Annotated in this window: 12 protein-coding genes and 1 pseudogene; 5 read left to right on the plus strand and 8 right to left on the minus strand. The window is 48.7% G+C overall.

Annotated elements, in window-relative coordinates:
• Positions 1–190, plus strand: a pseudogene (locus BM082_RS18625) (FAD-dependent 2-octaprenylphenol hydroxylase); the annotation flags it as partial.
• Between the two features lie 245 nt (positions 191–435).
• Here the strand turns inward: BM082_RS18625 and eno are convergent.
• The 5 genes from eno to rlmD form a co-directional block, all read right to left on the minus strand.
• Positions 436–1,737: a phosphopyruvate hydratase gene (gene eno, locus BM082_RS18630; protein WP_017011833.1), complete on the minus strand. Its 1,302-nt coding sequence runs from the start codon at positions 1,735–1,737 to the stop codon at positions 436–438.
• Between the two features lie 84 nt (positions 1,738–1,821).
• Positions 1,822–3,456 (minus strand): CTP synthase, encoded by a 1,635-nt coding sequence (locus tag BM082_RS18635; protein ID WP_017011832.1) that lies wholly within the window; start codon positions 3,454–3,456, stop codon positions 1,822–1,824.
• A 140-nt stretch (positions 3,457–3,596) separates the two neighbouring features.
• Entirely contained in the window at positions 3,597–4,415 is an 819-nt protein-coding gene (gene mazG / locus BM082_RS18640) for a nucleoside triphosphate pyrophosphohydrolase (protein WP_017014423.1), read from the minus strand.
• Positions 4,416–4,535: 120 nt separating this feature from the next.
• A complete protein-coding gene (gene relA, locus BM082_RS18645; protein WP_017011830.1) occupies positions 4,536–6,752 on the minus strand; it encodes a GTP diphosphokinase in 2,217 nt (738 codons plus the stop codon).
• A 63-nt stretch (positions 6,753–6,815) separates the two neighbouring features.
• Positions 6,816–8,132: a 23S rRNA (uracil(1939)-C(5))-methyltransferase RlmD gene (rlmD, locus tag BM082_RS18650; RefSeq protein ID WP_074928128.1), complete on the minus strand. Its 1,317-nt coding sequence runs from the start codon at positions 8,130–8,132 to the stop codon at positions 6,816–6,818.
• Between the two features lie 195 nt (positions 8,133–8,327).
• Here rlmD and barA point away from each other — a divergent pair, with 195 nt between their 5' ends.
• Positions 8,328–11,069 (plus strand): two-component sensor histidine kinase BarA, encoded by a 2,742-nt coding sequence (gene barA / locus BM082_RS18655; RefSeq protein ID WP_074928130.1) that lies wholly within the window; start codon positions 8,328–8,330, stop codon positions 11,067–11,069.
• 82 nt (positions 11,070–11,151) lie between these two features.
• On the opposite strand, the gene BM082_RS18660 is transcribed toward barA, so the two are convergent.
• The 3 genes from BM082_RS18660 to BM082_RS18670 form a co-directional block, all read right to left on the minus strand.
• Positions 11,152–12,390, minus strand: a complete 1,239-nt coding sequence (locus tag BM082_RS18660) for an NAD(P)/FAD-dependent oxidoreductase (protein ID WP_017017982.1) — start codon at positions 12,388–12,390, stop codon at positions 11,152–11,154.
• A gap of 74 nt (positions 12,391–12,464) precedes the next feature.
• Positions 12,465–13,532 (minus strand): methyltransferase, encoded by a 1,068-nt coding sequence (locus BM082_RS18665; RefSeq protein WP_074928132.1) that lies wholly within the window; start codon positions 13,530–13,532, stop codon positions 12,465–12,467.
• A gap of 25 nt (positions 13,533–13,557) precedes the next feature.
• Positions 13,558–13,953 carry a hypothetical protein gene (locus BM082_RS18670; RefSeq protein ID WP_074928134.1) on the minus strand — a complete coding sequence of 132 codons (396 nt, stop codon included), beginning with the start codon at positions 13,951–13,953 and terminating at the stop codon, positions 13,558–13,560.
• Between the two features lie 56 nt (positions 13,954–14,009).
• Between BM082_RS18670 and BM082_RS18675 the strand changes: the two genes are divergently transcribed.
• The 3 genes from BM082_RS18675 to BM082_RS18685 are packed head-to-tail and all read left to right on the plus strand — an operon-like array spanning position 14,010 to position 15,893.
• Positions 14,010–14,837, plus strand: coding sequence for a beta-ketoacyl synthase chain length factor (locus tag BM082_RS18675; protein ID WP_017017985.1), 828 nt, complete (start codon positions 14,010–14,012; stop codon positions 14,835–14,837).
• Entirely contained in the window at positions 14,834–15,625 is a 792-nt protein-coding gene (locus BM082_RS18680) for a lysophospholipid acyltransferase family protein (RefSeq protein WP_017017986.1), read from the plus strand. Before BM082_RS18675 ends, BM082_RS18680 begins: the two co-directional genes overlap by 4 nt.
• Before the next feature lie 10 nt (positions 15,626–15,635).
• Positions 15,636–15,893 (plus strand): phosphopantetheine-binding protein, encoded by a 258-nt coding sequence (locus BM082_RS18685; protein WP_181163560.1) that lies wholly within the window; start codon positions 15,636–15,638, stop codon positions 15,891–15,893.
• Position 15,894: the final 1 nt, after the last annotated feature.

The following is a 15,894-nucleotide window of genomic DNA, read 5'->3' on the forward strand; positions in this document are numbered from 1 at the left end:
AACCGAAGCCGCTCAAATGATTGCCGCTATGCAGGCATTCAGAGATTTGTTTGCCGGTGAAAACCCAGCGAAAAAATTGATTCGTGGTATTGGTTTGATGGCCGCAGCGACGCTACCGGGCATTAAGACACAGTTTATTAAGCGTGCATTGGGATTAAGTGGGGATTTGCCGAAGCTGGCGAAGAAATAGTTTCGAGTTTCGAGTTTCGAGTTTCGAGTTTCGAGTTTCGAGTTTCGAGTTTCGAGTTTCGAGTTTCGAGTTTTCTAGAGTGAGTGCTACTCCATCTGGAATCCAGCACTTTCTTTGATCTACCCGCTCTTTCTCGAATCTCGCACCTGCTCTTTCTCTAATCTGCTTTCAAAAAAAACGGCTCCCGAGGGAGCCGTTTTCATATCTAAATCAGCGTATCGCCGACTGAATGAAGTGCTAAGCGATTACGCTTGGCCTTTAACTTCTTTCAGACCGTTGAAAGGTGCGCGTTCGCCCAGAGCCTCTTCGATACGGATAAGTTGGTTGTACTTAGCAACACGGTCAGAACGGCTCATAGAACCCGTCTTGATTTGGCCTGCAGCAGTACCAACAGCTAGGTCAGCGATAGTTGCATCTTCAGTTTCACCTGAACGGTGAGAGATAACTGCAGTGAAACCAGCGTCTTTAGCCATCTTGATCGCAGCCAACGTTTCAGTCAAAGAACCGATTTGGTTGAACTTGATCAGGATAGAGTTAGTGATGCCTTCTTCGATACCACGAGCAAGGATCTTAGTGTTAGTAACGAACAGATCGTCACCCACTAGTTGGATCTTGTCGCCTAGAAGCTCAGTTTGGTGTTTGAAACCAGTCCAATCAGACTCGTCCAGACCGTCTTCGATAGAAACGATTGGGAATTGCTCAACGAGACCAGCAAGGTAGTGGTTGAACTCTTCAGCGGTGAAGGTTTTGCCTTCGCCTTTCATGTTGTAGATGCCAGCTTCTTTGTCGAAGAACTCAGATGCTGCACAGTCCATAGCAAGAGTGATGTCTTTGCCTAGCTCGTAACCCGCAGCTGCAACAGCTTCTGCGATAACTTCTAGCGCTTCAGCGTTAGACTTAAGGTTAGGAGCGAAACCGCCTTCATCACCAACTGCAGTGTTGTAGCCTTTAGACTTCAATACTTTCGCTAGGTTGTGGAATACTTCAGCACCCATGCGCACAGCTTCTTTCAACGTTGCAGCGCCAACTGGCTGAATCATGAACTCTTGGATGTCAACGTTGTTGTCAGCGTGCTCGCCGCCGTTGATGATGTTCATCATTGGTAGAGGCATAGAGAACTGACCAGCAGTGCCGTTTAGTTCAGCAATGTGCTCGAACAGTGGCATGCCTTTAGCAGCAGCTGCTGCTTTAGCGTTCGCTAGAGATACAGCTAGGATTGCGTTAGCGCCGAACTTAGATTTGTTCTCAGTACCGTCCAAGTCGATCATGATTTGGTCGATTTCTGCTTGGTTTTTCGCGTCTTTACCTTCAAGAGCGTTAGCAATTTCGCCGTTTACTGCGCTGATTGCTTTAAGTACGCCTTTACCTAGGAAACGAGCTTTGTCGCCGTCACGCAGTTCAAGCGCTTCGCGAGAGCCGGTAGATGCGCCAGATGGAGCAGCAGCCATACCAACGAAGCCACCTTCTAGGTGAACTTCTGCTTCTACAGTTGGGTTACCGCGTGAATCGATAATTTCACGACCTAGAACTTTAACGATCTTAGACATTGTGTTTCCTCTCGTATGTCATATAGCTTAAAAATGCGAAAAAGCGGTCGCACAACAAACCATCGCGACCGCTTCTTTGTTCAGTTACAGCTCACCGCGCTGATTTTTACCTGCCGCAGCAACAAAGCCCGCAAATAGCGGATGGCCGTCGCGTGGCGTAGAGGTAAATTCAGGGTGGAACTGGCACGCCACGAACCATGGGTGCGCAGGGTTTTCAATAATCTCAACCAGCTTTTTGTCCGCTGACAGGCCAGATACAACTAAGCCTGCTTTTTCGAGTTGCGGACGCAATACGTTATTTACTTCATAACGGTGACGGTGACGCTCGTGAATAGTGGCATTGCCGTAAAGTTCACGTGCTTTCGTGCCGTCAGCTAGGTGGCAAAGCTGTGCGCCAAGTCGCATGGTGCCGCCTAGATCAGATTTTTCGCTACGTTCTTCAACGTTACCTTCTTCATCAACCCACTCAGTGATCAGGCCAACAACAGGGAACTTACTTTCTTTGTTGAATTCCGTAGAGTTCGCGCCTTCCATACCCACAACATTACGTGCGTATTCGATCAGCGCAACTTGCATACCTAGGCAAATGCCCAAGTAAGGAATTTTGTTTTCACGTGCGAATTTCGCTGCCAAGATTTTACCTTCAACACCGCGGTCGCCGAAGCCACCTGGTACAAGGATTGCGTCTAAGCCAAGCAATGCTTCTTCGCCTTTGCTTTCGACATCTTGTGAGTCAACGTATTTGATTTTCACTGTCAGGCGGTTTTTCAGGCCTGCGTGTTTCAATGCTTCGTTAACAGACTTGTATGCATCTGGCAGTTCGATGTATTTACCAACCATGCCGATAACAACTTCACCGGTTGGGTTAGCTTCTTCAAAAATAACTTGTTCCCACTCAGCCAAGTCTGCTTCTGGCGCTTCAATACCAAAACGTTTACAAACAAGATCATCCAAGCCTTGTGAACGAATCAATGAAGGGATTTTGTAGATGGAATCTACGTCCTTCATGGAGATAACGGCTTTTTCTTGTACGTTACAGAAAAGCGCAATCTTTGCACGTTCATTAGCAGGAATAGCACGATCGCTACGGCACACCAGAATGTCTGGTTGAATACCGATAGACAGCAATTCTTTTACTGAGTGTTGAGTAGGCTTGGTTTTCACTTCACCTGCTGCTGCAAGGTAAGGAACCAGAGTCAGGTGCATGAACATGGTACGTTCGCGACCCAATTCAACCGCCAATTGACGGATAGCTTCAAGGAATGGCAATGACTCGATGTCACCAACAGTGCCGCCAATCTCGACGATAACTACGTCGTGACCTTCGCCGCCTGCAAGCACACGCTCTTTAATTGAGTTGGTGATATGTGGGATAACCTGGATGGTTGCACCCAAGTAGTCACCACGACGCTCTTTACGCAATACATCGGCGTATACACGGCCAGATGTGAAGTTATTGCGCTTGGTCATCTTGGTACGGATGAAACGCTCGTAGTGACCCAAATCTAGGTCAGTTTCTGCACCGTCTTCCGTAACGAATACTTCACCGTGTTGGGTTGGGCTCATCGTGCCCGGATCCAAGTTGATGTATGGGTCAAGCTTCATCATGGTCACATTAAGACCACGAGCTTCTAAAATTGCTGCCAAAGACGCTGCTGCAATACCCTTACCGAGGGAGGAAACCACCCCGCCCGTTACAAAAATGTAATTCGTTGTCATGCTAAACCTGAGAGTTGGATTTAGGGGAAATTATTGGAAATCTGGACGGGACGACATGTTACCAGAGCCCGAAACTTCCCACAACGTGAAAACTATCACACAGATCGCCGTTTTTTTTTGTCGTAAATCAATTCAGTGATTTACGACGCTGTGTTGTCTTCGTCACGTTTCACTTCTTGCCAAAGCATTTCTAGCTCATCTAGCCCACTTTCCTGCAAGTTTTTACCATTTTCGCGTAATTTCGTTTCAATATTGCGAAAACGTTTTTCGAATTTTCGATTTGCGTTCCTCAACGCAATGTCAGGATTTGTGCCGAGATGCCTAGCTAAATTAACCACAGCAAATAATAAATCACCGATTTCTTCATCGACACGCGTTTGGTCCACATCGACCATCAATGCTTCCTCCATCACCTCATCCAGCTCTTCATGAACCTTCTCAGCAACAGGGCCAACAGCATCCCAATCAAAGCCAACGCGCGCACATCGTTTTTGCAATTTCATGGCACGGCCAAGCGCTGGCAAACTGTTTGGCACATCATCAAGCACGCTAACATGCTCGGGAGCGCCTGCTTTTAATTCACGCTCTTTGGCTTTGATGCCTTCCCAATCCGCCTCAACGAGTGGGTTCCCATCTTGATCTTTCTCACCAAACACATGAGGGTGGCGACGCACCAATTTCTCACTGATTGCGTCCACGACATCATCAAATTCAAAGTCGCCTTGCTCTTTACCGAGTTGACTATAGAACACAATCTGAAACAGAAGATCGCCCAGTTCATCACGGACATCCGGCCAATTTTGGCGCTCTATCGCATCCACCACTTCGTAAGTTTCTTCGATGGTGTAAGGAATTATGGTGTCGAAAGTTTGCTTTTTGTCCCACGGGCAGCCGTTTTCAGGGTCTCGCAACGTGGTCATAATTTCGAGCAATTCTTGCATTCGCGACGCATTTTTCATCTTTTTAATCCTTCGTAAACGACGCTTTGCTCATCACTTAAAGCGAGTATGCAGAGCCAATATGTCGTTTTAAAGAAAAAGGGAAAGCCAATGCTTTCCCTTTGTTCATGTTTTGATTTTTCAGTGCAGGCGTTTTGCCTCATGCACATCTTTGACTTGTTCCAATCGGCTTATCACGCGACTCAGCACTTCCAAGTCACTGAGCTCCAGATCAAAGTCCATGATCGACATTTGTTTTTTGTAATCAACGCGACTTTGCATGCCGGCGATTTTCACTTTTTCGTTCGTCAATACACTGCTGAGGTCTTTGATTAATCCGTTTCGCTCAGTCGCAGACACACGCACACTGATTTGATAGCTCCCAACAAAGCCACCGCCCCATACAGTCTCAATCAAACGCTCAGGGGCATGATGGCGAAGCTCTGCGAGTTGCTCACAATCCGCGCGGTGAACTGAAATACCACGACCTTGTGTGACATAGCCTTCAATCACATCACCTGGAATAGGCTGGCAACAACGCGCAAGATGTGTCATGAGGTTATCAACCCCTTCCACTACAACCGCATCACGGCGCGGCTTTTTCGGGGCTGTCGACGTTTCAGCTTGTTCGAGCTTTTCGCGAAGCTGTTGGTCTTCTTCCGCCTTGGTGGGTTTATTCACCAAGGAGTTGATGTAATTCACCACTTGGTTGATACGTAAATCGCCGCTACCGACACCCGCGTACACTTCTTCCAAGCTGTTCATGTTAAAGCGCTTCATGGCCAACGAGGCATCTTTGCTGACAGCGCCTATTTTCGCCAGTTCGGTATCGAGGATCTCTTTACCTGCAATCATGTTCTTTTCGCGTGATTGCTTGCGAAACCATGCGTTGATTTTGGCACGAGCACGACCCGAGTTGACGAAACCCAAACTTGGATTCAACCAATCACGAGAAGGGTTTGGCTCTTTCTGCGTGATGATTTCAACTTGGTCACCCATTTGCAGGTGGTAAGTGAACGGCACAATGCGCCCTTCTACTTTGGTACCAATGCAGCGGTGCCCCACTTCAGAGTGAATGTGGTAAGCAAAATCAAGCGGTGTCGCGCCAATCGGCAAATCGACCACATCACCGCGAGGTGTAAAGGCATAGACGCGATCATCGAAGACTTGGCTACGGAGCTCATCCAGCATCTCGCCAGAATCTGACATCTCTTCTTGCCAATCAAGCAGCTTACGCAGCCAAGTAATTTTCTCGTCGTAGCCACTACGACCGCTCGCAGAGGCACCTTCTTTGTACTTCCAGTGCGCAGCCACGCCCAACTCAGCATCATCATGCATTTGCTTGGTACGGATTTGGATTTCAACGGTTTTGCCTTCCGGCCCAAGTACTACGGTATGAATCGATTGATAGCCGTTGGGTTTCGGGTTGGCGACGTAATCGTCAAACTCTTTGGGAAGGTGGCGATATTTGGTGTGCACCGCACCTAAGGCGGCGTAACAGTCTTGCAGTTGGTCTGCGATAATCCGTACAGCACGCACATCAAAGAGTTCATCGAAGTCGAGACTCTTCTTCTGCATTTTGCGCCAGATGCTGTAGATATGTTTTGGTCGGCCATACACTTGTGCATTGATGTTTGACGCACCCATCGCTTGCTGCAAGTCGGTCACGAAGGTATCGATGTATTCTTCGCGGTCAATGCGGCGCTCAGCCAGTTGTTTCGCGATTTGTTTATACGTCGCAGAGTGCTGATAGCGGAAAGCGTAATCTTCGATTTCCCACTTTAGCTGTCCAATACCCAAGCGGTTTGCCAAAGGCGCGTAGATGTTCGCACATTCTTTCGCAACGGATTGTCGAACCTCATCAGGTTCGTTTTTCACTTGGCGAAGGTAGCTGATGCGTTCAGCCAACTTAATCACCACGCAACGAAAATCATCCACCATCGACAGCAACATGCGTCGAACGTTATCGACCTGTGCAGAGGTGGCGGCTTCTTCTGTTGTCGCGTTCAAATGACGGATTGCCGCCATTTCTTGCACGCCTTCAACCATCTTGGCAATGGTTGCGCCATAGTGCTCTGCCAACGTTGCGCTATCCAGCAGCCCTTCTTCCACGACGGGAAAGAGCAATGCAGATACCAACGTTTCTTTGTCCATACTCAGCGTCACGAGGATTTCTATCATCTCGCGTCCGCACCATAAAGGCAGTGCAAGCGCATCTTCATCACCAAGGGTTTGGCAATAATGATAGGTATCGGTCAGCGTCTGAGAGACCGCGGAGTCTTGTGCTAGGCTCTTTACCCAGCTTTCAAGAACAAATTCTTTATTGTCATTAAGGTGCGCGCCACGAATTGCGACCATTTTACTATCCTGTTTTTCTTATCCTTTAACCGGCAACCTTCATGGTCGCCGGTGTCGAGCGGTTTAGGCTTTGACGAACAGCGCCATCGACTCTAAATGCCCGGTGTGTGGGAACATGTCCAACATGCCCAACCTAGCCAACTTATATCCATTTTCGAGCAACACTTGGCTGTCTCTTGCCAGCGTCGCTGGGTTGCAAGACACATAGACCACTCGCTCAGCGCGTGATTGTGCCACATATGGCATAACCCCTAAAGCACCAGCACGTGCTGGATCGAGCAAAATTTTGCTGTAACGCTGCTTGCCCCACGCTGTGTCCTTGGCGTCTAGCTCAAGGTTGGCGTGATAGAACTCGGCATTGGTCAATGCGTTGCGCTGTGCGTTATCGCTTGCGCGTTGCACCATGGCATCCACACCTTCAACGCCCACAACCGAAGCCGCGTGTTTCGCCATCGGCAAACTGAAGTTGCCCAGGCCGCAGAACAAATCCAGAACCTTGTCTGTGGGCTCAAGCGCCAACCATTCCAGTGATTGCGCAATCATCTGCTCATTGATGTTCGCGTTCACTTGAATGAAGTCTTGAGGTTCAAACGACAGCATCAGATCGTCCAAGCCGTATGCAGGCATATCACCGCGCAGACGCTCAGGTTCATCATCACCTTGCTGAAGATAGAACGTCAGTGCATGTTCATCTGCGAAAGATTGAAGGCGAGATACGTCTTCGTCATGCAAATGTTTCACCGCACGCACCAAAAGAACACGTTCTGCGTTGGCATCCACCAGCTCAATGTGACCGATAATTCGGCGCCCACGCAATGCGTTGATAACGTCATACAACGGCGGAAGCAACGCATCCAATTTCACGTCCAAGACCGGACAGTGCTTAACCGTAACAATGTCTTTAGCGCTTCGCTGACGAAAGCCCATTTCAAGCTCGCCAGATTTACTGACTTTTACGCTTAAACGCGCACGGCGACGATAACCTTCACCATGAGAAACCACTGGCGCGTCTTGCACCAACTCTGCAGAAGCGAACTTCTTCATCAGTTGCGACAAGGTATCTTGCTTGGCTGCGATCTGTGCGTCATGGTCAAGGTGTTGCAGGTTGCACCCACCACACTGGCGATACAGTTTACAAAAAGGGGCGACACGTTTTGCGCTCGGCGATACCACTTTGATCAACTTAGCGCGAGCGAATTGACGTTTATCTTCCGTCAATTGCGCCAACACCTCTTCCCCCGGTAAAGCGCCTGCAATAAAGACAGGCTTCTTGCCGTCGAAAGCGACGCCATCGCCTTGGTGATCAAGACGCTCAACCTTGAGTGATTTGTGTTTGGTATCGAGAGATTTTTTCTTCTCTGGCTTAAAAAAACGCGCCATGTATGTGTTCCAACTTCGTCAAATCAGCCCAAAATGTATCGGGCTGACAGCAGTGATTCGTGTATTGACGACCAGACAGTTGTGATAACCTGCTGAATTATCGCCGACAGCTTTGGCATAGACTTCTACCAAGGGGTTAGAATATAACTCAGGTACGTCTAAAAATGACGTCAATTCTCCCACAGAACAAGCAGCATGACCAAATACGGACTTCGCGCCAGAGTAATAACCCTCACGATTGCACCGACCCTGATTGTCGGTGTATTGCTAAGTGCGATTTTCATTTCAAATCGCTATCAAGAACTTGAGAACCAACTCAGTGTGACGGGTCAGGCCATTATTGAGCCGTTGGCCATCGCCAGTGAAATCGGCCTTGCCAATGAAAGCCGAGAAAACGTGCGTCGCTTAATCGGCCACACTCATAAGCAGTTCAGCAAGTACGTGCGCAGTATCGCGGTGTTTTCAGGGCAGAATGATTTATTCGTGACATCGAATTATCACCACAACCTTGATTCTCTCGCCGTACAGCGAGACTTGCCAATACCAAGCAAACTTCAAGTGGTTCGCCTTCAAGATAGCTTGTTACTGCGGGCACCAATCCGCGCTATCGGTCGCTTTAACACCAACCTTGATAACGAGCAGCCCATTGGTTACATCGCCATGGAGATGGATCTCTCCTCCGTGCGACTGCAACAATACCAAGAAGTGATTGCCGTCTGTGTTGTACTGCTCCTCGGCATCATCCTTTCGAGTTTTTTCGCTTATCGCTTGCTGATGGATGTCACCCATCCCATCACCCAAATGGTAAATATGATCGACCGTATCCGTCGGGGGCATCTCGATGTTCGGATTGAAGGCAAATTATTGGGTGAACTGGATACCTTGAAGAACGGTATCAATGCCATGGCGATCTCCTTGTCTGAATACCATTTAGAAATGCAGCAAAGCATCGACCAAGCGACGTCAGACCTTCGTGAGACCCTTGAGCAACTAGAGATTCAAAACGTCGAACTCGACATCGCGAAGAAGAACGCGCAAGAAGCTGCGCGGGTGAAATCTGAATTTTTGGCGAACATGTCCCATGAGCTTCGCACACCGTTGAACGGCGTTATCGGCTTTACGCGTCAAATGCTGAAAACCCAACTCAGCAGCAGCCAGCAAGATTACCTCCTGACCATTGAAAAATCGGCGAACAACTTGCTGACCATCATCAATGACATTCTCGACTTCTCTAAACTCGAAGCGGGCAAGCTGCTGCTGGAAAACATTCCGTTCGATTTTGAAGATTCACTCGATGAAGTCATGCGTCTTCTTGCGCCAATGGCCCATGAAAAAGGGTTGGAACTTAACCTTCGTATTGATCCTCGTATCCCACCGGGTGTGATTGGCGATCCTTTACGTATCCAGCAAGTGCTAACCAACCTTCTCGGTAACGCCACCAAGTTCACCGAGCGCGGGCACATCAATGTCAGTGTGGAATTGAAGCAATATCGCGACGAAAACCTGGAACTTCAGTTCGTGATCCGCGATACCGGCATCGGCATTTCTGAGCGCCAACAAGCCCAATTGTTCCAAGCATTCCGTCAGGCTGATACCAGCATCAGTCGCCGCTACGGCGGCACAGGGCTTGGCCTTGTCATCACGCAAAAACTGGTACAGCAGATGGGCGGCGACATCGGCTTCAATAGCCGACTACACCAAGGTTCAACCTTCTGGTTTACGCTGTCGCTGATGCACACCGATTTGCCATTGATTCAGCCCATTGATAGCACCGCCCTTCAAGGTAAATCGTTGCTCTTGATTGAACCCGATGGTGAAAGCCGACATGTATTGAGCGAGCGATTGACCCAGCTTGGTCTGGTCGTTCATAGCTATCCGAAGCGACCTGATACCTTCGAACGCACCACCTATGCGCTTTACTGCATTGATGCTAACGATGTGCCTGAACCAGAACAATTGCTCGATTGGGCAAGCAATGCTGACGACGTCGCAGAGAAAGTGATCTTCTGTCTGCCGACGACAGAGTTGGCGCTGTCAGAGCAACTTTTGCAGTCTGGTGTGGCAGCTTGTTTAGCAAAACCGCTGTCGGTACGTAAGTTGATTGAACAGCTTCAAGGGCCGGTTCAAGAACCAAAACTGCTGCCACCTGTCACCGAGGTGCATTTGAGTAAAACGCCTGTGACTGTCATGGCCGTGGATGACAACCCCGCCAACCTCAAACTGATCACGGCGCTGCTCAAAGAACGTGTCGCCCATGTCGTTACCGCCTCAGACGGCACCACCGCACTAGATAAAGCCAAAGAGCGCCATTTCGATTTGATCCTGATGGACATTCAAATGCCTGAAATGGATGGCGTGACGGCAAGTCAGGAAATTCGCAAAACGCCGCTCAATCAGTACACCCCGATCGTGGCCGTGACGGCGCATGCAATGTCGGGCGAACGTGAACGATTGATTTCAGAAGGCATGGACGATTATCTCACCAAGCCGATTGAAGAGCACATTCTTGAGCAAGTGCTGCACCAGTGGACGCACACGCATGCCGACGCGTTTCAGCCCACCACGCCGCTGATAGCCTCGAACAACGGCAACATGTCGCTGAGCGTCGATTGGTCTCTTGCTATGAAGCAAGCTGCCGGTAAAGAAGCCTTAGCAAAAGAAATGCTGCACATGTTGGTGCGCTCATTCTCCGCGGTGGAAGACATTGTTCAGCGCAGCTTGAACGGCGAGGTGATTGATTTGCTTCCTGTGATCCACAAGCTACACGGCAGTTGTGCGTACAGCGGCGTGCCTAAATTGAAGAAACTTTGTTTTGATTTAGAAAGCGCCCTGAAAGCCAATGCTTCCATCGAAGACGTGGAGCCTGAATTGCTTGAGTTGATGGATGAGCTAGACAACATTCGCCAACAAGCTGAGCCTTATTTGGAAAACAACTAAGGCTATCAACCTTAGCGATTAACGTCAGAATAACGCCCATAAAAAAAGCCACTGGAAACAGTGGCTTTTTGTTTTATTCATCTCACTCCGCCGCACATATCTCGGCAAGCGTATTCAATCGTCGCTCAGGATTTTTCACGTAAGGGTTATCGGTGTCCCATGCGTACCCTGCCAATATCGAGCAGATCATTTGTTTAATCTTTGGATCAGGCGACGGGTAGAAAATCACATCTTGCAGCGTGCCTTTGTACCAACCTTCGACGTAGCAGCGGAAAGTATCAACACCTTTCAGCAAGGGTTCTGCGTACTCTGATTGCCAATCCACAGACTCACCGTTTAATTGGCGCAAAAGCGCAGCAACCGATAACTCTGCAGATTTCATGGCAATCGTCACGCCAGAAGAGAAAACAGGGTCAAGGAACTCGCCAGCATTTCCAAGCAATGCAAACTGCTTCGTCGCCAAAGTAGATACATTCGCGGAGTAGCCACCAATGGTGCCTGAAGGGTTCGGATAATCTGCCTTGCTCAACAAGGCGTTTAAGCGCGGCTCTTCCGAAGCAAGTTCAGCCAGCGCTTCTAAGTGATTATCAGGATAACGATCAAAGAACTCAGGCTCACCCACAACGCCGAACGAACAAGTGCCGTTGCTGAACGGGATCAACCAATACCACACATCTTTTGAAGTGGGATGGACAGAGACAAGGATTTTTTCGCGGTCGTATTCTTCATCCTCGATATTGTCGATGATGTGCGTAAAGATGGCTTTGCGTGGCGGCAAGCAAGACGGCGATTCCAGATCGAGTAACCTCGGCAGCACGCGCCCAAAGCCGCTCGCATCAAGAATAAACTTGGCCTCAACGTCATACTCCAATCCGTGTTCGTCTTTGACACGCAGAACCGGAGAATCAGAAGAAAGGTCAACCGAGAGTATTTCGTGCTGGTAACGAATTTCAACGCCTTGGCGCTCCGCTTCATCAGCGAGGACTTTATCAAACTGTGCGCGTTGCACTTGGTACGTCGTGCCCTCGCCGAGCGAAAATTTGTCGGTAAAATCAAAGGCGGTGTACTGTCCTTGCCAGTTAAACGCCGCCCCATTTTTAAATTGGAAACCGGCGCTATTCACCGCATCGAGCATGTTGGCAGCTTTAAGCGATTCCATACAGGCAGGGAGAAGGCTCTCCCCAATAGAGAATCGAGGAAAGGTCGCTTTTTCTAACACCAGCGCCTTCACGCCTTGTTGGTGTAATAAGGCGGCGGCGATAGAACCAGAAGGCCCCGCACCAATAATGACCACCTCTGTGGATTCACGGCTCAACAACATCTCTCCTTAATAAAAACCATGCTCGATAACACCAACGCGCAAGCCGTTAAACACGGATTGTCGACACACCTTTTTTAGCGTGCTTTTAATTCTAATAGGGTGTGACCCAAACCGATATTGTCCGTTTGCTCCACCACATCAAAACCTGCTTCCTCCACAATTTGAAGGAATTCATTGCAGCGGTAAAAACGGCTGTTGCCGTTCGCCAGGCACGTAAAATATAGCGAGGTCGCATTCAAACTGTACGACGCCGCTTCATATTTTTGCGCATCCCAAAACAATTCAAGAACATACACCACCGCATCCGGCGCCATTGCTTGTCTCACACGGCGGAGAATACTGAGAATTTCCATCGGTGAAAAGCAATCAAGGAACTGACTCATCCACCACACGTCCGCGCCCTGCGGCAGTGCCAAAGACGTGTTCAACGCATCAAAAGGATGACCATGAATGCGACCTTCAAATCCTTGCTGTTTCGCATTTTCTAGCGCCATATTGATTTGCTTCGGCAAATCAATGATGGTGACGTCGACGTTGTCATCATGGTGACAACACTGCATTGCCCATTTGCCCGTGTTACCGCCGATATCAAAAATCTTTTTCGGTGAACGCGCGAACACTTTTTTAAGTAGCAATGGGAACGAACGATCAGAGTAGAAATGATCAAACTGGAACCAGCTTTCTTTCGCCTTTTCAGGCAATTCAGATAAGCCTTCGTAAATCGTGCTCCACTCACCCAGCTCTTTCAATCCAGCTGGCTTACCTTCTTTGATGGCGTCAGTGAGATGCGCCATCGCGGCGTAACACACGTCTGCGGTGAAATCCATGTTGGCGCGCGTCATGCCATCATGCAGCACAAAATGGCCAATATTCGCGATTCGGTAGTGTGGTTCGTGCCACGTCACCAATTTTGCACACAGTGCCATGTCGAGCAACACTTTAACGCCGTACTCAGACACACCTGTCACCTCAGAGAGGCGCACTGCATCCAAGCCTTCAGCGTCTGCATCATCCAGCGCTTTCAAAATACCCAGATCACGTAATGTTCTGGCGGTATGAAAAACAATCGGCGCAAAAGCAAGCTTTTGCGCCTCGGTCTTAGCATCAAACGCGCTAATGGTATCCACATCAAAAGAATTCAAATTAAAACCTATTACTTAACATCAGTTACTTTTGAGATGCAGACAGCATTGAAAGCTTTTTACGAATATCTACATCTAGGTTGTTGATCCAGCGATTGTAATTACGGTGAATCTTGCCATCGCTGTATTTTAAATTGTCAGAGTCAACATAGTGAATGGAATACACTTTATCGCTGTACTTCACATCAATGACCGCACTGTGAGAGCGTACAAATAATTCGCCGCGGATAACGCCAGGCTCAATCTCAGTCATCACCCATCCACGGTTTGACCCAGACTGAAGAATAGCTTGCTTCACGGTTGCAGCCGGCAGGTTATACGCGATAGGGGCATTTTCAACATTTCTGATCGGTTGCACGCGACCACAACCAACTAACAAGACAGACAAGGTAAGCAAAACCAGATATTTTTGAATTTTCACGACACACTCCTTGTTATTTCACAGGCGGGCTGATTACCTATACCGAAGATTACGATATGATCATGCATTACAACATTGATCGAACCGTAAGAAAATTGATCAATAACATAATCAGCGACGTTATAGCACCTCCCATGAGTAGTATTCAATTCAATCTGCAACGACTAAATGCACTGTCACCAGGCCTTGAAAACACTGAGGCATGGGAGAATTGGTGTCAGCGAAATCACGCTTGGCCAGAGGGCGCGCCTGCACCTAGAACAGACGCCATTCCAGCCATGATGAAGCGTAGAATGAGTCCAATCAGCAAGTTAGCGGTGCAAGTTGCCACTGAACTTTCTCGCGCTGAGCACATCGATTTCGTGGTGTTTTCAAGCCGTCATGGTGAACTGCAACGTACAGCCACCCTGTTGAAAGACATACAGATGGGAGAGCCAGCGTCTCCTACCGCGTTCTCACAATCGGTGCACAATACCGCTGCAGGCTTATTCACTATCGCCACCAAAACGCCTGTGCCCGCAACCTCATTGGCGGCGGGAGAAGACACCTTTCACTGCGCCCTGACGGAAGCGGCGATTTATCTTAGCGAGCACCCTGAACACCGCGTTCTCGTGATCGATTTCGATGCGCCTACCCCTGAACCTTACGATGCATTTGAACAGCAAGCATTCCAACCCTATGCGTTGGGTTTGTTACTCACAAAAGGTGACGACATTCGTATTGATCGACACCCAATGAACGGCGTTAACGGTGGTGATACTCAAGAAAAAGACTTGCCACAAGGGCTTGCCTTCTACTCACAATGGCTTGACCAACGCACCCTTTTTGAGATTGAAAGCACACGCCAATCTTGGCGCTGGCACATCAAGCAGGCAGAAAAATGATCACTGCCGTCAGCAAAGGATGGCGTGTTTTTGCTACTGGTTTTTGTTTCAGCCTTTTTGGGCTGGGCGCATTGCTGCTGACATTCCTCGTTTTTCCTTTGATGACCTTTACTGCAAAGGATCATCAAGACAGGGAAAAGCGCGTACAACGGATCATTCAAAAAACGTTTCTACTGTTCTGTTTGATCATGAAATACACAGGTGCGATCAATTTTCGCATTACGGGTGCCGAAAAGCTGAAGGAAGACAGAAGCTGCCTGATCCTCGCCAACCACCCAAGCTTGATCGATTACGTACTTATCGCATCGCAACTACCACAATGTGATTGTTTAGTGAAATCAGCCATATGGCATAACCCTTTTATGAAGGGCATCGTCAAGGCAGCAGGCTACATCCCCAATAACAGCCCTGATGATCTTTTTTCACGTTGCGGTGAACGCCTTGGCGACGGTAACGTGTTGCTCATTTTTCCTGAAGGTACGCGCACCACGCCCAATGAGCGGTCCGTGTTGCAACGCGGTGCCTCACAGATTGCCGTAAGAACACAAACGGACATCCGCATCGTTCATATCACCGTCACACCCAGTTTTCTCACCAAAGAAAAGAAATGGTATCAAGTTCCAGACACGAGACCCTTTTTTCATGTGCAGGTGAAAGGTAAGATAGTCGCGAGTGAATTCACAGATTGTGATGTAGCGGAAGCGACACTGGCTCGTCGGCTGAATAAAACGCTGGCATCGGCACTATTTCCAAACACTGACAATTCCAAACATCAACACTCAACATAAGAAGGCTATGGTGAATACACTACATAACGAGCTAAAAACCTTGATTATCGAGGCATTGAACCTTGAAGATCTGACTATTGACGATATTGAAACCGATGCTCCTCTTTTCGGAGAAGGACTTGGGCTTGATTCCATTGATGCCCTAGAGCTTGGGCTAGCCATTAAAAAAGCGTACAACGTGGTACTGGATGCTGATGACAGCAACACCCGCGAGCATTTTGCTTCTGTCGCTAACTTGGCTACGTTCATCTCTGCCAACAAAGCGTAAG

Source organism: Enterovibrio norvegicus DSM 15893 (assembly GCF_900115495.1).
Lineage (GTDB): Bacteria > Pseudomonadota > Gammaproteobacteria > Enterobacterales > Vibrionaceae > Enterovibrio > Enterovibrio norvegicus.